12 protein-coding genes are annotated in these 16,405 nt (G+C 63.7%); 9 read left to right on the top strand and 3 right to left on the bottom strand.

Going from position 1 to position 16,405, the window contains the following annotated elements; genetic code table 11:
* Positions 1-28 precede the first annotated feature (28 nt).
* The 4 genes from HBN54_RS16745 to HBN54_RS16760 all read left to right on the top strand — a co-directional run bounded on the left by HBN54_RS16745 (position 29) and on the right by HBN54_RS16760 (position 7,912).
* On the top strand, positions 29-2,296 hold the full coding sequence (locus HBN54_RS16745) for a M3 family metallopeptidase (protein WP_168674376.1): 2,268 nt from the start codon (positions 29-31) through the stop codon (positions 2,294-2,296).
* Positions 2,297-2,481: 185 nt separating this feature from the next.
* Positions 2,482-4,821, top strand: coding sequence for a S9 family peptidase (locus HBN54_RS16750; RefSeq protein WP_168674377.1), 2,340 nt, complete (start codon positions 2,482-2,484; stop codon positions 4,819-4,821).
* A 146-nt stretch (positions 4,822-4,967) separates the two neighbouring features.
* Positions 4,968-6,338, top strand: a complete 1,371-nt coding sequence (locus tag HBN54_RS16755) for a POT-type proton-dependent oligopeptide transporter (RefSeq protein ID WP_235955570.1) — start codon at positions 4,968-4,970, stop codon at positions 6,336-6,338.
* 86 nt (positions 6,339-6,424) lie between these two features.
* On the top strand, positions 6,425-7,912 hold the full coding sequence (locus HBN54_RS16760; protein ID WP_168674378.1) for a M28 family peptidase: 1,488 nt from the start codon (positions 6,425-6,427) through the stop codon (positions 7,910-7,912).
* Here the strand turns inward: HBN54_RS16760 and HBN54_RS16765 are convergent.
* Positions 7,896-8,384 (bottom strand): hypothetical protein, encoded by a 489-nt coding sequence (locus tag HBN54_RS16765; RefSeq protein WP_168674379.1) that lies wholly within the window; start codon positions 8,382-8,384, stop codon positions 7,896-7,898. The two genes, HBN54_RS16760 and HBN54_RS16765, sit on opposite strands and share 17 nt — an antisense overlap.
* A 91-nt stretch (positions 8,385-8,475) precedes the next feature.
* On the opposite strand from HBN54_RS16765, the gene HBN54_RS16770 reads away from it, so the two are divergent.
* Entirely contained in the window at positions 8,476-8,883 is a 408-nt protein-coding gene (locus HBN54_RS16770; protein WP_168674380.1) for a MauE/DoxX family redox-associated membrane protein, read from the top strand.
* Between the two features lie 73 nt (positions 8,884-8,956).
* The gene (locus tag HBN54_RS16775; protein ID WP_168674381.1) at positions 8,957-9,595 is read left to right on the top strand and encodes a flavin reductase family protein; all 639 of its coding nucleotides are present in this window, start codon (positions 8,957-8,959) and stop codon (positions 9,593-9,595) included.
* Positions 9,596-9,675: 80 nt separating this feature from the next.
* Here the strand turns inward: HBN54_RS16775 and HBN54_RS16780 are convergent, their stop codons facing one another.
* Complete coding sequence (locus tag HBN54_RS16780) at positions 9,676-10,014, bottom strand: hypothetical protein (RefSeq protein WP_168674382.1); 339 nt, start codon at positions 10,012-10,014, stop codon at positions 9,676-9,678.
* A 127-nt stretch (positions 10,015-10,141) separates the two neighbouring features.
* Between HBN54_RS16780 and HBN54_RS16785 the strand changes: the two genes are divergently transcribed.
* Positions 10,142-11,302, top strand: a complete 1,161-nt coding sequence (locus tag HBN54_RS16785; protein ID WP_168674383.1) for an esterase/lipase family protein — start codon at positions 10,142-10,144, stop codon at positions 11,300-11,302.
* 18 nt (positions 11,303-11,320) lie between these two features.
* On the opposite strand, the gene HBN54_RS16790 is transcribed toward HBN54_RS16785, so the two are convergent.
* Complete coding sequence (locus HBN54_RS16790; protein ID WP_168674384.1) at positions 11,321-12,916, bottom strand: HTTM domain-containing protein; 1,596 nt, start codon at positions 12,914-12,916, stop codon at positions 11,321-11,323.
* A 122-nt stretch (positions 12,917-13,038) separates the two neighbouring features.
* Between HBN54_RS16790 and HBN54_RS16795 the strand changes: the two genes are divergently transcribed.
* Both HBN54_RS16795 and HBN54_RS16800 read left to right on the top strand, forming a co-directional pair.
* Complete coding sequence (locus HBN54_RS16795) at positions 13,039-13,455, top strand: thiol-disulfide oxidoreductase DCC family protein (protein ID WP_168674385.1); 417 nt, start codon at positions 13,039-13,041, stop codon at positions 13,453-13,455.
* A 336-nt stretch (positions 13,456-13,791) separates the two neighbouring features.
* A complete protein-coding gene (locus HBN54_RS16800; protein WP_168674386.1) occupies positions 13,792-16,242 on the top strand; it encodes a reprolysin-like metallopeptidase in 2,451 nt (816 codons plus the stop codon).
* Positions 16,243-16,405 lie beyond the last annotated feature (163 nt).

Consider the following 16,405-nt stretch of genomic DNA (forward strand, 5'->3'; position numbering starts at 1 on the left):
ACCTATAATTCGCGTCTCCATTCCCTATATGCGTCAACTTCCCTTTGCTGCCAGCCGCCGGCTGACTGGTTTTCTGGCCACGCTCGGCCTGGCTTTCACCCTGCTTCCCACCCCTGGCATGGCCCAAACTACTGCTTCCAGCGCCACGCCGACTTCGGCCCGCGCCAACCAGCCGGCGCTGCTGGCGCCCTGGGCGGGGGGCCACGGCGGCGTGCCGGCTTTTGATAAAGTGAAGGTGGCCGATTTCAAGCCCGCGCTCGAAGCCGCGATGGCGGAGAACCTGGCCGAAATCAACGCCATTGCCAACAACCCGGCGGCCCCCACGTTTGAGAACACCATTGCCGCGATGGAGCGCAGCGGCCAGACCCTGACCCGCGTATCGGCGATATATGACATCTGGAGCGGCACGCTGAACGATGCCGCTTTCAGTGCCGTGGAAACTGAGATGGCGCCCAAGCTGGCCGCGTTCAGCGACCAGATTACGCAGAACGCGGCCCTGTTTAAGCGCATCGAGGCCGTGTATAACGCGCCCGCTACCAAGAAGCTGACGCCGGAGCAGCAGCGGCTGGTGGAAGTGGACTACAAGCAGTTTGTGCGGGCGGGCGCGAAGCTGAATGCCACCGCCAAGGCCCGGGTTTCGGCCATCAATCAGCAGCTGGCGGGGCTGTTCACCAATTTCTCACAGAACGTGCTGGCCGATGAGGCCGACTCGGTGCTGGTGCTGAAAACCGACAAGGACCTGGGCGGGCTGCCGGTTTCGCTGCGCGACGCGGCCAAAACCACGGCCGGCACCCGCAAGATTGCGGCGGTGGGCGTGATTACCAATACCCGCTCCAGTATCGACCCGTTCCTGACGTACTCGGACCAGCGCGGGCTGCGCGAGAAGGCTTGGCGCATGTTCACGAACCGGGGCGACAACGGCGGTGCCCACGACAACAACGCCCTCATCACCCAGATTCTGCAGCTGCGGGCCGAGCGGGCCAAGCTGCTGGGCTACGCCACCCATGCCCACCTGCGCCTCGACAACACGATGGCCAAAACCCCGGAAGCCGCCATGCAGCTCATGGAGCAGGTGTGGAAGCCCGCCGTGGCCCGCGAGCACGAAGAAGTGGCCGACATGCTGGCCCTGGCCAAAAAAGAAGGCGCCCCCGCCAACTTCAAAATAGAGCCCTGGGACTACCGCTACTACGCCGAGAAGGTGCGCAAGGCCCGCTACGACCTCGACCAGAACGAGGTGAAGCAGTACCTGCAGCTGGATAAAATGCGCGAGGGCATGTTCTGGGTGGCCGGCGAGCTGTTCAACTTCGCCTTCGTGCCCGTGACTGATGTGCCCGTTTACCACCCCGACGTGAAGGTGTGGCAGGTGAACGACAAAACCACCGGCAAGCAAATCGGCCTCTGGTACTTCGACCCCTACGCCCGGCCAGGCAAAAACTCGGGCGCGTGGATGAACGCCTACCGCAACCAAGAGCGCATGGACGGCAAGGCCGTAACCACCATCGTATCGAACAACTCGAACTTCGTGAAGGGCACGCCCGGCGAGCCGGTGCTCATTTCCTGGACCGATGCCACCACGCTGTTCCACGAGTTCGGCCACGCCCTGCACGGGCTGTCGAGCAACGTGACCTACCCCACCCTTTCGGGTACCAACGTGGTGCGCGACTACGTGGAATTCCCGTCGCAGCTGCTGGAAAACTGGCTGGCTACGCCCGAGGTGCTCAATAAATTTGCGCTGCACTACCAGACCGGCCAGCCCATTCCGGCGGCGCTGGTGGCCCGTATCGACAAGGCCAGCTCCTTCAACGAAGGCTTTGCTACCACCGAGTTTCTGGCCAGCGCCCTCATCGACATGAAACTGCACCTGGCCGGCGGACAGAAGATTGACCCTGACAAGTTTGAGCGCGAAACCCTGGCCAGCTTGGGCATGCCCTCCGAGCTGGTGATGCGCCACCGCACGCCGCAGTTTTCGCACGTTTTCTCTTCGGATGGCTACTCGGCGGGGTACTACTCCTACCTGTGGTCGGTGGTGCTGGCGGCCGATGCTTTCAGCGCCTTCACCGAAGCCGGCGGGCCGTATGATAAGGCCGTGGCCGCCCGCCTGCGCAAAAACGTCTTCACCGTGGGCAACACCGTGGACCCGGCCGCCGGCTACCGCGCCTTCCGGGGTCGTGACCCGAAGATTGACGCGCTCATGAAGCAGCGGGGCTTTCCGATGGCCGAAGCCAAAGCCGGCGGCAAGCCGGGCCCCGGCAAGCCGGCGGATGTGCCGCCCAGGATGCCGGTTCAACATAAGTAGCCGAGCGTCGGTCAGTGCTTATCACAGGAAAGCCCCGTTATTGGGGCTTTCTTTTTGCCACTTTGCTGTCCATTGTAGAGTGCAGGGCCTGCCTCCTGCTTCGCAACTAAAGCAACCTACCCCGGCCAAACGCCGACCTTTCGCGCCTGATGATTTCAACTTTTAGCCTGCTCCTAATAAAGCCTATGCACAAGTATGTACCGGCCCTGCTCACGGCCGCGACCTTTTTCGTTTCGGCCGTGGCGGTGGCCCAGCAGTTGCCCACCCGCACGGCCGAGGACTACGCCCGCGCCGAACGTTTCCTGAGCTACAACACCCAGCCGCTGGTGGACCACAGCGCCGGCCAGCCCAACTGGCTCGCGGGCGACCGGTTCTGGTACCGGGTGCTCACGGCGAATGGCAGCGAGTTCATCCTCGTAGACCCGGCCCGCAAAACCCGCACTGCCGCCTTCAACCAGGCCAAACTGGCCGCCGCGCTTTCCTCGGCTACCGGCAAAACCTACGAAGCGGCCCGGCTGCCGTTCCGCACCTTTGCGTTTTCGCCCGATGAAAAGACCATTTCCTTCGCGGCCAATGGCAAAAGCTGGAAGTATAACGTAGCGAGCGGCCAGCTAAGCCCCGAGGCCACGCCCGCCGCCAAGCCAGACGCCAACGCCGAGAACGAGATAGAGTCGCCCAACGGCCAGCTGGCTGCCTACATCAAGGACTACAACCTGTGGGTGCGCGACACCAAAACCAACCAAAGCACCCAGCTCACCACCGACGGCGCCAAAGACTACGGCTACGCCACCGACAACGCCGGCTGGACCACCAGCGACAAGCCGGTGCTGCGCTGGTCGCCCGACTCGCGCAAAATTGCCACCTTCCGGCAGGACCAGCGCGCCGTGGGCGACATGTACTTGGTAAGCACCAACGTGGGCCATCCCACCCTCAAATCGTGGAAGTACCCGCTGCCCGGCGACAAGGACGTGACCACCATCGAGCGGGTGATTGTGGAAGTGAACAACCCGAAAGTGGTGCGCTTGCAGATGGCCCCCGACCAGCACCGGGGCTCGCTGTCCGATGACATTTCGAGCAGCGGCACCTTCGACGACGTGGACTGGAGCCCCGACGGCAGCCAGCTGGCCTTCGTATCGACCTCGCGCGACCACAAGGAGGAGAAGCTGCGCGTGGCCGATGCTACCACCGGCGCAGTGCGCGACGTGTTTTCCGAAACCGTGGCCACGCAGTACGAATCGGGCCAGGGGGACATCAACTGGCGCTACCTGCCCAAAACGAAGGAAGTAGTCTGGTATTCGGAGCGCGACAACTGGGGCCACCTTTACCTGTATGATGCCGGCAGCGGCAAGGTGAAGAACCAGATTACGAAGGGTGATTTTGTGGTGACGCAGCTGCTGCGCGTGGATGAGCAGAAGCGCCAGCTGTACTTCCTGGCCGATGGCCGCGAGCCGGGCAACCCCTACTTCACCCACCTCTACCGCGTAGGGCTCGATGGCAAAAACCTCACGCTGCTCACGCCCGAAGCCGGCAACCACCAGGTGATGCTTTCGCCCTCGGGCCGCTATTTCGTGGACACCTATTCGCAACCCGACAAGCCGGGCGTGACGGTGCTGCGTGGGGCCGATGGCAAGCTGCTTGAGACGCTGGAGAAAGCCGACATTTCCCGCCTCACCGCCACCGGCTGGAAGGCACCCACGCCCATCACGGTGAAGGCCCAGGATGGCCAGATTGACCTGTACGGCCTCATGTTCACGCCCACCAACCTGGACCCCAGCAAGAAGTACCCGATTATCAACTACATCTACCCGGGGCCGCAGGGCGGCGGCGTGGGCAGTTGGTCGTTTGCAGCGGCGCGGGGCGATAACCAGGCGCTGGCCGAGCTGGGCTTCGTGGTGGTCGTGATTGAAGGCAGCTGCAACCCCTTGCGCTCCAAGAGCTACCACGATGCCTGCTACGGCAACATGGCCGAAAACACCCTCTCGGACCAGGTGACCGGCATGCGCCAGCTGGCGCAAAAGTATTCGTACATCGACCTGGACCGGGCTGGCATCTGGGGACACTCGGGCGGCGGCTACGCCACGGCGGCGGCCATGTTCCGCTACCCGGATTTCTTCAAAGTCGGCATCTCCGAATCAGGCAACCACGAAAACCGTAACTACGAGGACGACTGGGCCGAGCGCTACATCGGCCTGATGAAAACCAACGCCGACGGCACTACCAGCTACGACAACCAGGCCAACGCCACGTTCGCCAAGAACCTGAAAGGCAAGCTTATGCTGGCCCACGGGCTGATGGACAACAACGTGCCGCCCGCCAACACCCTGCTGGTGGTGGAAGCCCTCACCAAAGCCAACAAGAGCTACGACTTGGTGGTATTCCCGAACGCCGCCCACGGCTATGGCACCTACTCGCCCTACATGACGCGCCGCCGCTGGGACTACTTCGTGCAGAACCTGGCCGGCCTGCAGCCCCCGCACGACTATGAGATGAAGCCCCGGCCCGACCCGCGCAACGTGGTGCAGTAGACTAACGGATAGTAAAAGGAACGTCATGCCGAGCAGAGCCGGGGCATCTCGCGTGTAGTAGTAATCCAATCGATTAGGTTTACTATTGCACGCGAGATGCCTCGGCTCCGCTCGGCATGACGTTCCCTGTTTTTTGGCCTTGCCTCATGATGCCTTCCACCGCTGCCGACGCTCCTGCATCTTCCATTACGGCCGCGCCGGTACGCTTCCCGCGCGCCCTGCCGTTCATCATCGGTAGCGAGGTGGCCGAGCGGTTCAGCTACTATGGCATGATGACGATACTGCCCACGTTTCTGGTGGCGCAGTTTTTCAACCCCACGCACAGCGCGGCCCTCACGGCCGGGGCCGAGGCGCAGGCCAACGCGCTGGTGCACTCGTTTTCAGCCCTCGGCTATGCCCTGCCGGTGGTGGGCGCGCTGCTGGCCGACTGGGTACTGGGTAAGTATCGCGTCATTCTTTATTTGTCGATTCTGTACTGCGGTGGGCACGTGTTGCTTTCGGCTTTCAACAATGATTTGAGCGGCTTTCGGCTGGGGCTGCTGGTGGTGGCCATGGGCATGGGCGGCATCAAGTCGAGCGTGACGGCCAACCTCGGCGACCAGTTCACGCCAGCCAACGCGGTGCTGCTGCCCAAGGCCTACGGCTGGTTTCAGATGAGCATTGATGTGGGGGCGGCGCTGGCCACCATTCTCACGCCGCTGCTCTATCAGCATTTCGGGCCGGCTGTGGCTTTCGGTGTGCCGGGCCTGCTGATGGCCACGGCGGCCCTCACCTTCTGGGCCGGGCGGCGGCGCTACGTGCGGGTACCGCCCACTGGCCTGCGCGCCGGCCTGCGCAAGGTGCTGGGCGCCGGCGAAGACCGGGCCGCCCTGCGCCGCGTGGGCGTGGTATTCGCCTTCGTGCCGGTGCTCTGGATACTGAACGAGCAAAGCTCCTCGGAATGGGTGTTGCAGGCCACGCACCTGAACCGCGAGTTGTGGCCGGGCTTTCGGCCTCTGGCCGAGCAGCTGCAGCTATCGGGCATCATCTTCGGCATCGGGCTGAACCCACTGTTCACGTATAAGCTATATCCGGCGCTGGCCCGGCGCGGGCTGCAGCCTACCCCGCTGCGCCGCATGGGCGCGGGCATGGTCATTGCCACGCTGGGCGTGCTCATCGTGGGCGCTATTCAAACGCGGGTAGATGCCGGCGGCCACCCCTCGGCCTGGTGGCAGATTCTGGCCTACTGCGTGCTGGTGGGCGGCGTTATCATGGTAGCCATCACGGGGCTTGAATATGCCTACACCCACGCCACGCGCTCGCTGAAAAGCCTCACCACGTCGCTGTGGGTGCTCACCATTGCGGCGGCCAACTTCGGGCTGAGCCTGGTGAATGGCAGCATTGCGCGGGGCGGCTGGCTGGCCGGCCTGCACGGGGCCAACTTCTACTGGTTTACGGCCGGGCTGATGGCCGTGAACGTGACGCTGTTTGCGCTGGTGGCGGCGCGGCTGCCCGAGAAAACATACGTCGGGGCCTAACCGGAACACCGGCCAGGGGTAGCATGAACCGACTACGCCCCTATCTTCACGGCTACTTGTCTGCTTTTTCTCATATTTCGTCTTACATGCTCCATAACATCCGTTCCCTGATGCTGGCCGGCTTAGCCCTGGCCGCTCCCGTGGCTGCTTCAGCCCAAAAGAAGCCTGCCCCCAAGCCCCAGAACGCCGAAAGCGCCATCCATGAAGCCGACATCAAGCGCGACCTGTTTGCGCTGGCCGGCGACCATTTCCGGGGCCGTGAGGGCGGCACCCTCGATGAGCTGAAAGCCTCCGTGTGGCTCGCCGACCAGATTCGGGCCACCGGCATGCTGCCCGCCGGCGACGACGGCACCTATTTTCAGTGGTTCAACTTGCAGCGCACCCGCCTGAGCAAAGCCAGCACCCTGCGCATTGGCACCCATGAGATTAAGCTCAACGAAGACGGCGCCGTGACGGCCCCCACCAACGCCAGCATCACGGCCCCGCTCGTGTACGTGGGCACCGGCTCGGCGGCGGAGATTGCCAAAGTTGATGTGAAGGGCAAGGCCGTGGCCGTGCAGATTGCGGGTGCTCCCACCGATGGCATCAGCTACCGGCGCTACGTGTTTGGCAAGTTTGCCGGGCAGGCCGGCGAGCTTGTGAAAGCCGGCGCGGTGGCGGTAGTATTTGTTTCGGATGCGGCCTCGCAGGCCCTCTACGACCATTGGGGCCATGTGTTTGAGCGCGGGCGCTACAGCCTGCCCGGCGCAACCAGCACCAAAGTGGTGAATACCCCGCCCGTGATATGGCTGCCGGCCAGCGCCGCCAGCTGGGTGCAGCAGGCCGGCCAGCAGTTTACGACTGAGCTGAAAGTGGAAAGCTTCCAGTACCCCTCAGTGAACATCGTGGCCAAGATGCCCGGCACCGACGCGCAATTGAAGAAGGAATACGTCCTCTTCAGCACCCACCAGGACCACGACGGCGTGCGTGCGCCCATCGCCGGCGACTCGATTTATAACGGGGCCGACGACAATGCCACCGGCTGCGCGGCCCTGCTGGCCATCATGCGGGCGTTTAAGCAGCAGCCGGGCCGGCGCTCGGCCCTGTTCGTGTACCAGGGCTCGGAAGAACGCGGGCTGATTGGCTCCACCTACTTCTCGGCCCACCCCACGGTGCCCCAGTCCAGCATCGTGGCCGTGCTCAACGCCGAAATGATGGGCCGCAACGTGGCCGACAGCGCCGCCCTGCTGGGCAGCACGCCGCCCCACATGAATTCTTCCGACCTCGTAAAAACCGCGCTGTCGGCCAACCAAGCCGGCCCCAAATTCAAGCTCGATACCGAGTGGGACAAGCCTACTCACCCCGAGGGCTGGTATTTCCGCTCCGACCACCTGCCCTACGCCCGCCTGGGCATCCCGTCCATTATGTACACTTCGCTGCTGCACGTAGATTACCACACGCCGCGCGACGAGCCCAGCCGCATCGACTACGCCAAGCTTACGCGCATGACGCAGTGGATGTACCTCACCGGCTGGGCCGTGGCCAACCGCACCGCGCCGCCCGCGCGGGAGCCCGGCTTCAAGCTGGAACGGTAGGGCCATAAGGGGGAAACAGCCGGCCAACGGGCCGCTTCGGCAGCATCCCGAACTGCTGCAGTTGCTCGACGTGGTGCTGCTCGCAAACCCCGCTGAACCGGATGGCCCGGTGCGGGCACCCGGGCACCGGGCAGGGCTTGTCGCTGGGCTCAAACGTGTTTTTGGCGTAGTAAGGTTCCATCATAGCGCCGTAAATCATCCACGCGGCGGGCTGTAGGTAGGGTTCCTGCTGCCACGTACCCACCTCAATGATGGGCACGTGGTACGCGTACTCAGTTCCCCCAAGGTTCCATTCCCAGCCGGTTTGCCAGTATTGGGCACAGTGCGGGCACTGGAATAATTTCAGCCTTAGCGCCGGATGTTCTGCCAGCAGCGTCAGCGGCTTCAGAATTGCGGCCGTAGCCTTGATGCGCTTATTGATGCTGCGGCGGTCGAGGGCCAGCGGCAGAAATTGGGAGCAGGTGCAGTCCATTGGCCAAATGTAGCAGGCGGTGTCTGACTGGTTGGTGCCAGCAAAATTTCGCCATGCCCACCTTCTTGCCTTTTGGGCCGTATGGAAAACCATGCTAAAACTGACCAATCCTGAGCTGGCCTTCGTGCTGGGCCGCCTGTTGCTGGGCGTAAATTTCCTGACGCACTTTCTGGTGCGCCTGCCCAAGCTGGCCGGCTTCAAGACGGGCCTGCTGAAACAGTTTGCGGCTACGCCGCTGCCCACGCCGCTGGTGGGAATCTTCGCCACGGTGTTGCCCTTTGCGGAAGGCGCAATCGGCGGGCTGCTGTTGCTGGGCCTGTTCACGCGCCCGGCGCTGGCAGCGGCTATGCTGATGATGGCCAGCCTGGTTTTTGGCAGCAGCCTACTGGAGCAGTGGGACACGGTGGGCACGCAGATGCTTTACGGCCTGTTTATTTTCGCACTGATTCTGCATTGCCAGCACAACCGCCTGTGCCTGGACCGCCCGGCGGCCCACTGAAAATCACCTGAACATTTGTGCGATTAAATGGGTCTTGTTCCCGCTCCCCATTTCCCAATTCCCACTCCCCGTTATGCGCCACCTCACTGCCGCCGACATTGCCGGCTTCGAAAAAGTCTACCGCCTCAACCTCGTCAACGGCCTGCCGGGCTTCAAGTCGGCCAACCTGGTGGGCACCGCTGCGCCCGATGGCATGACCAACCTGGCCGTGTTCAGCTCGGCCCTGCACTTGGGCTCCGACCCGGCCTTGCTGGGCATCATCACGCGCCCCACCACCGTGCCGCGCCACACCTACGCCAACCTCAAAAGCAGCGGCTGCTACACCCTCAACCACGTACCCGAGGCCCTGGCCGTCCAGGCCCACTACACCTCGGCCAACTTCCCGGACACGGTTTCGGAGTTTGATGCTTGCGGCTTCACGGCCGAATACCGCGACGGCTTCTCTGCGCCCTACGTGGCCGAAAGTGCCGTCAGCATCGGCCTGCGGCTGCTGGAGGAGCACCACATTAGCAACGGCACCGTGCTGCTGGTGGGCACCGTGGAACACGTTTATATGCGCGACGAGTTGCTGCGCCCCGATGGCACGCTGGACCTGGCCGCCGCCGGCACGGCCGCCATCTCGGGCCTCGATGGCTACCACGCCGTGCTGCCGCCCGTGCGCTTCGGCTACGCCCGCGTGGGGCAGTTGCCGGTGGCCGAGCGCCCGGCTTAGCTCCACCCGCAATTCAACGCAAAAAGCCCGCTACCATAATGGCAGCGGGCTTTTTTTGCATTTCGGGCAATCGCCGAAAACTAGTTTTTTGGCTGGGTCTGGTCTACCGAACCCATCTGGCCGCTGGCATTTTGGGGCGAGGTAGCGCTGGCACCGGCCGGAGCCGAGTCCAACTTTTCCTTCACGGAGCCTTTTTTGATGGCTACGGCCGAGCCGGTGCCCGTGGCGGGCTCTACGCGCTGCTGGTTGTTGATGCTGTCGCGGTCCACGTCCGATTTATGCCAGCCGGGGGCGTTGGTGAAACCGTGTTTGAATTGCGGGTTTTTGCCGGGGCTCCAGTGGTATTCGCAGGATGAGAGCGAGGCCGCCAAAGCGGTGCCCAGCAACAGGGCCAGGGCGGGACGGTGAGAAAGCTTCATGAAATGTAGTGCTTGGAATTAAGTAGTGCAAAGTACGTTGATTTCGGGCGGAAGGCCAACGCAATACCGACGGCGGCGCTACTTTCGGGTTATACTCCATCTTGCCGCCGCGTGTTCCCGCCAGCCCATGTCCGATTCTGACCCCAAGCCGCCCTCCCGCTTCCGCCGTGCCCTGGAGGCCGTGGGGCGGGCTGCAATGCTGCCCGTGCGCGGGGCCGCCTATGCGGTGCGCGTGGGCCAGGCGCACCAGCATTTTTTCCTACCCGTGCTCAATGGGGCGCTTGGCGACCAGCTGGCGGCCCGCTTCGACCCGCGCGCCATCCGGATGAGCTTCCGGCGGGGCGGGCAGGACGTGGCCGTGGCCGACCTGCACCTCATCGAGCCGCGCCAGAAAACGGTGGTTTACATCCACGGCCTGATGGGCGATGAGCTCATCTGGCAAACCGGGTTTCAGGACCCGGCCGGCAGCCGCCGCTACGGCCCGCGCCTGGCCGAAGAAACCCACAGCCGCGCCCTCTACCTGCGCTTCAACTCCGGCCTGCACCTCTCCGAAAACGGCCGCGAGCTCAACCGCCTCCTCACCGAGCTGGTGAATACCTGGCCCGACGCCATCGGCGAGCTCGTGCTGGTGGGCCACAGCATGGGCGGGCTGATTATCCGCTCGGCAGGGCATTATGGAAGTGAGTTAAGAGTTAAAAGTGAAGAGTTAAGAGTTGATGCAACAGAATCAGTAGAGTCGAGAGAAAATCAACTTTTAACTCCTAACTCTCAACTCTCAACTCATAACGCCCCCTGGCTGGCGCATCTGCGCTCCATTTTCCTCATCGGCACGCCCAACGACGGCTCGTGGCTGGAGCAGAACTCGCACTTCACGGCGCGGCTGCTGGAGCGCATCAACCTGTTTCCCACCCGCTTTCTTAGTAAGGCCCTCAACCAGCGCAGCAACGGCATCAAGGACTTGCGCTACTCCATTCTGGTGGATGAGGACTGGCAGAATGCCCACGCCAACGACCTTACGCCGCCGCGCACGCCCGTACCACCGCTGCCCGGCGTGCAATATCATATCCTGATGGGTTCCTGGCTGCGCGCCACCCGGCCCTCGGCCCTGCGCGAGTATTTCGGCGATGGTCTGGTGGGCCACGGCAGCGCCCGGGGCCACGCCACCTTCGGCGATGAAGCCGCTATGCCCGCCGGGGCCAGCGTCCGCACGGCCGTGTTCAACCAGCAGCACCACGGCGGCCTGCTCACGCATCCGGAGGTGTTTCAGTACCTCAAGCAGTGGGCCTGATGAGCATGACGTTCTAACTTAATCTACTTCAAGCTCCTCCCCTAACTCCGTTTCGCACTCGCACAGCACCTCGCGCACAGGTTTCGCCACCTGATAATCGGGCAACGAAACTTCCTTCATGTACACGATGGACAGGTGCGTGAGCGGCGGGTGGGCCGGGTTTTCGTGCCAGATGCGCAGCAGGTAGTTGCAATAGTAGGGCCGCATCCAGGCATTGCTCACGAAGAGGTAATTCTCGGAGTATTTGCGCCACCGGTCATTTTTGAACAGCGACACGACCGCAGCGGGCTTGGAGTAGCGGGTGGGCGCGCCGGCCCGGTTCAGGTCGAGGTGGCGGCCAGCGGCGGTGGTGCCGTCGAAGATGTACCAGCCATCATCCTTGAACACCACGGGCGCAAACATGCCCCAGTGCTGGTCGACCCGAAACAGCAACCCGAACCAGCGCGCCGGGGCCACCATCAGGCTGCCGGTGGGGCGCAGCACGGCCACATCGTCGAGGTTCCACCAGCACACGTAGGCCAGCACCACAGCCACGAAGGCTTCGCGCCCGGCACGCACCAGCCGCCGGCTGCCGGCCGAGGGCTCGCGGGTACGCTCCAGGCGCAGGCGCCACGGCAAGTGCCAGGCCGGCAGCCGCATGCGCCAGCCGGCGGCCCGCGCCGCGTGCGGAGCTGCCCGACCCGCGAGCCAGTTTAGCAGCCCGGGCGGCAGCAGGCCCAGCAGCGAGGCCATGTTTATCAGAAAAAACAGCCCCACGTACAGCGTGACACTAATGCCGAGGTGAAAGCCGAACAGCACGCCCACCACCAGCCACCGCCACCACCTCACCCCCACCGGCAGAAACAGCGCAAACGGCAACAGCAGCTCCATGTAATAGGTGGCGAAGGTGAGGCCGCGCAGCAAGTCCGGGTGCGGGTAGAGCAGCCGCCCGCCGGGCAACAGCAGCTGGTCGAGGCTGAAGGCGTAGTAGAGTGCGGTGCCGGTCTGGGTCCATTCGGGGCCGTTTTTGAGCAGTGCCGTGCACCAATACAGCAGCGCGATTTGCACCACGTAGGCCACCGTAGCGGCACTGAAATAGTCGAGCCGGGCCGGAGCCGGCCGGGTGCGAGCATCCCGGCTCCACACCCGGCCCCAAGGCAGAAACATGCCCCAGAAGAGCAGCATGCGCAGCAAATCATCGCCCCCCTGCCCGATGAGCGGGTTACGGTTTTGCACCGACACCAGCAACACCCACGAGGCCACCGTGGCCAGCCGCGTGTGGTAGCCCAGCAGCAGCGCCCCCGCCAGCCCCGCCGCCAGCAAAAACAGCGCCGCCTGCGCCTGCCACAGCCCACTGGCCGCGTGCAGCGAAAACTGATAGGCCGACCACACCTGCGCGTGCAGGGTCGCCAGCGGTAGCACGCCCATATTGGCATAGTGCGCCTCCAGGTCGGTACTGCGGATGGCCAAATCGAGCAGCATCACGGCCGCCGTGGCCATGCGCAGCAGCGCCAGCGCCCGCAAATCGAGCACAAACGGCCGGCGCAGCACTCCCCAGAAACCCGTAGGGCCGGGCACGTGAGCCAATGGCTCGGCATGCGTAAGGATTGGCGCGGGCGTCAGGGCTTGGCTCATGGCAAGTGGGCTGGCCGGTAGCAGGCCGGCCGCTACTTAACGGGCAGTTGCCGGGTTGCGTTAACATTGGCCCGGACCGCCCGTTTAGTATAGCAGCCACCACTGCATCTTTCGCCGACGCCATGCCCGATTCTGTTCCCGATACCATCCTGTTCGACGGCGTGTGCAACCTCTGCAACGGCTTTGTGCAATTCGTTATCCGCCGCGACCCAGCGGGCCATTTCCGCTTCGCGGCCCTGCAAAGCGACGCCGGCCGGGCCCTGCTGCTGGCCCACGGCCTCACGCCGGCCGCCGTCGTCGCCGACCCCGAATCGGTGCTGCTGCTGAGCGGCGGGCAGTTGTACTCGCATTCGGCCGCCGTGCTGCGCATTGCCGAGGGCCTGGGCGGCGTGTGGCGGGTGGCAGGCCTGGGCCGGGTGCTGCCTGCCGCCTGGCGCGATGCCGCCTACCGCTTCGTGGCCCGCCACCGCTACCGCTGGTTTGGCCGGCAGGAAAGCTGCATGCTGCCCACGCCGGCCCTGAAAACGCGGTTTTTATGAGGCGAACCCAGCCAATATACCCGCAACCACAATGCTGCCATTGGCCTGGCAGGGCGGCCCTGAACGAGGAAGTGTTTTGACTTTTTTCAATAAATAAATATATTATATAATATATATTTATTTGCAAATAGGCGCCTTGACAGTGAGCCGGCCAATAACCTGCCTAGTGCGTATCAGTGAGCGAAAAAATGCCGTACCTGCTATGCAAATACAGCGTCATTTCACTTCCCGACTTGTATTTTGCACCATATTACTCCTCATTTGGCAGGACTAACCCGCAATAGTGGTTTTGTACTGTACAGCTATCGCATAATACCCGGCCTGCGCTTGATTAATATGGATTTTCGATACGGCAAGATTTATTTTGCGCTGATTTCTGCGCTATTGCTATGCCCCCGGGTGGGCAGCGCTCAAACCCCGGCCCCACTGTGGCAGCCAGCCCCGGCCGCCCGCAATGGCGGCGTGGCCCCCAAAACCTCCGGCAGCTGGTTTACCCTCGATGCCGCGCAGCTGGATGCCCGCCTGGCCAGTGCGCCTTCCGAAACCAGCCCCGCCGCCGCCGTCACCCTGGAACTGCCCTACCCCGACGGCACACTGCACCGCTTCGCCCTCACCAAAGTGCCGGTGATGGCCCCCGCGCTGGCGGCCCGCTATCCGCAGCTGGCCACCTACGCCGGGCACGGGCTCGACGAGCCCACCGCCTCAGTGCGCCTCGAAACCTCACCCGCCGGAATGCACGCCCAGGTGCTTAATCTCACCAGCACCATCGTTATCGAAGCCGACCCCGGTACCGCCAACCGCTACCAGAGCCACCCCGACGCGCTGCCGGAGTTTGCCTGCGGAGCCTTGCCGGTGCCCGGCCGGGTGCAACGGCCCGCTGGGGGCACCGCGCCCACCCCACCCGCGCCATATGGCAGCCAATTGCGCGTGCTGCGGCTGGCCATGGCCGCCACCGGCGAGTACACCCAGCAGCTGGGAGGCAACACCGTGGCCAATACCCTGGCCAGCATGGTAACACTGGTGAACTCCCTGAACGCGGTGTATGAGCGCGACCTGGCCGTGCGCCTGCAGCTGGTGAGCAACAACGACCAGCTCATTTTCACCAACGCCGCTACTGACCCCTATAACAACGGCGACGTAGTGAGCCTGGCCAACAACAACCAGACCGTGGTGGACAACGCCATCGGAACGGGCAACTACGACCTTGGGCATGTGCTGGGGTACCTGAGCGGCGGCTACTCGGGCATCGCCTACTTGAAAGTGGCATGTCTCAACACATACAAAGCCAGTGGCGCTTCCACCGGCAGCTCGGCCGCGCTTATGACCACGGTGACGACGCACGAAATAGGCCACCAGCTCGGCTCCGCGCATACATTTAATGGCGAACAGGGCAACTGTGGCAACAACAACCGCAGCCCCACGCTAGCCTTCGAGCCTGGTGCGGGCAACACCATTATGTCGTACGACTCGCGCTGCGCTCCCGACAACGTGGGCGCCGGCATCAACTATTTTCACGCCGGCAGCCTGAGTGCCATCGTGCCCAGCCTGAACTGCGGCAGCTTCACGGCCACCGGTAACCAGCCGCCCAGCCTGAGCGTGCCGGCCAGCAACACCTACACCATTCCGCTGGGCACTCCCTTCACCCTCGCCGGCAGCGGCACCGACCCCAACGGCGACGCCCTCACCTATTCCTGGGAAGAGCTGGACATCGGCAATGCCAGCGGCCTGGCCGGTGCGGCCACCGATGCCTCGGGCCCGCCGCTGTTCCGCAGCTTTGCGCCCGTGGCCAGCCCGGTGCGCACGTTTCCCAACCTGGCATCGCTGCTGGCCAACACGGCCTCGCTGGGCGAAATACTGCCCCAGGTGGCTCGCACCCTCAATTTCCGCCTCACGGCGCGCGACAACCGCAGCGGCGTGACGGGGGCCAACGTGACCCTGGCCGTGGCCTCGGCCGGACCCTTTGCCGTAACGGCCCCCGCCGCGGCTCTCACGGCGGCTCCCGGCAGCCCCTATACGCTCATCTGGAGCGTGTTGGGCACCGACCAGGCTCCGGTGAGCTGCCCCAATGTGCAGGTGCTTTTCTCGACTGATGGGGGCCTGACCTTCCCTACCGTGCTGCTGGCCAGCACGCCCAACGATGGCACCCAATCGGTGCAACTCCCCAATGTGAACACCACCCAGGGTCGCATCAAAATTCAGGGGCTGAACAACGTATTTTTTGCCATCAATAATGCCAACATCACCCTGGCAGGCCCCTTGCCCGTGGAGCTGACGGCCTTCACGGCCGAAGCCCACGGCCCCACGGCGCACCTGAACTGGCACACCGCTTCGGAGAAAAATAACTCCGGCTTTGCCATCGAGACTTCTGCCGATGGCACGATTTTCCGCCGCCTGAGCTGGGTACCCGGCACGGGCAGCAGCAGCACGCCCCGCAGCTATCAGTTCGATGATGTGGCCCTGGCCACTTACCCCGGCCCCACGGTGTACTACCGCTTGCGCCAGGTGGACAACAACGGCCCCGAAAGCCTGTCGCCGGTACGCACCGTGCCCGTGCCCGCCAGCGCGACGGCCCAGCTGCAGGTGTGGCCCAATCCGGCCGCTGGCACGGTCACGGTAACGGGCCTTGTGGCCGGCCAGCTGGTGCAGGTACTGGATTTGGCCGGCCGGGTGCGCCTGTCGGCTACGCAAGCCGGCAGTGGTGCGCTTCGGCTGGAGCTGGCGGCCCTTGCGCCGGGCCTGTACGTGGTGCGCGGCAACGGCACCGCCGTGCGCCTCATGGTTAACTAATTGGCTTTCAGTCAATGCTATTAACTGAAACGAAATGGTGCGACGACTTTTTGGTCGTCGCACCACTAAACACGTCCCTGCTGTTACCGTGGTCATTACCGATAGTGGTACGACGACTTTTCAGTTGTCGTACCACGCAGGATTAGACTACTGCTGCGCGGCT

Origin of the sequence: Hymenobacter artigasi (genome assembly GCF_012275535.1) — a bacterium.
In the GTDB taxonomy this organism is placed as follows: domain Bacteria; phylum Bacteroidota; class Bacteroidia; order Cytophagales; family Hymenobacteraceae; genus Hymenobacter; species Hymenobacter artigasi.

Bases quoted from the DNA above. Each gene is read 5' to 3' on its own strand.
- HBN54_RS16745 (WP_168674376.1), top strand. From the start codon at position 29: ATGCGTCAACTTCCCTTTGCTGCCAGCCGCCGGCTGACTGGTTTTCTG.
- HBN54_RS16750 (WP_168674377.1), top strand. From the start codon at position 2,482: ATGCACAAGTATGTACCGGCCCTGCTCACGGCCGCGACCTTTTTCGTT.
- HBN54_RS16755 (WP_235955570.1), top strand. From the start codon at position 4,968: ATGATGCCTTCCACCGCTGCCGACGCTCCTGCATCTTCCATTACGGCC.
- HBN54_RS16760 (WP_168674378.1), top strand. From the start codon at position 6,425: ATGCTCCATAACATCCGTTCCCTGATGCTGGCCGGCTTAGCCCTGGCC.
- HBN54_RS16765 (WP_168674379.1), bottom strand. From the start codon at position 8,384: ATGGACTGCACCTGCTCCCAATTTCTGCCGCTGGCCCTCGACCGCCGC.
- HBN54_RS16770 (WP_168674380.1), top strand. From the start codon at position 8,476: ATGCTAAAACTGACCAATCCTGAGCTGGCCTTCGTGCTGGGCCGCCTG.
- HBN54_RS16775 (WP_168674381.1), top strand. From the start codon at position 8,957: ATGCGCCACCTCACTGCCGCCGACATTGCCGGCTTCGAAAAAGTCTAC.
- HBN54_RS16780 (WP_168674382.1), bottom strand. From the start codon at position 10,014: ATGAAGCTTTCTCACCGTCCCGCCCTGGCCCTGTTGCTGGGCACCGCT.
- HBN54_RS16785 (WP_168674383.1), top strand. From the start codon at position 10,142: ATGTCCGATTCTGACCCCAAGCCGCCCTCCCGCTTCCGCCGTGCCCTG.
- HBN54_RS16790 (WP_168674384.1), bottom strand. From the start codon at position 12,916: ATGAGCCAAGCCCTGACGCCCGCGCCAATCCTTACGCATGCCGAGCCA.
- HBN54_RS16795 (WP_168674385.1), top strand. From the start codon at position 13,039: ATGCCCGATTCTGTTCCCGATACCATCCTGTTCGACGGCGTGTGCAAC.
- HBN54_RS16800 (WP_168674386.1), top strand. From the start codon at position 13,792: ATGGATTTTCGATACGGCAAGATTTATTTTGCGCTGATTTCTGCGCTA.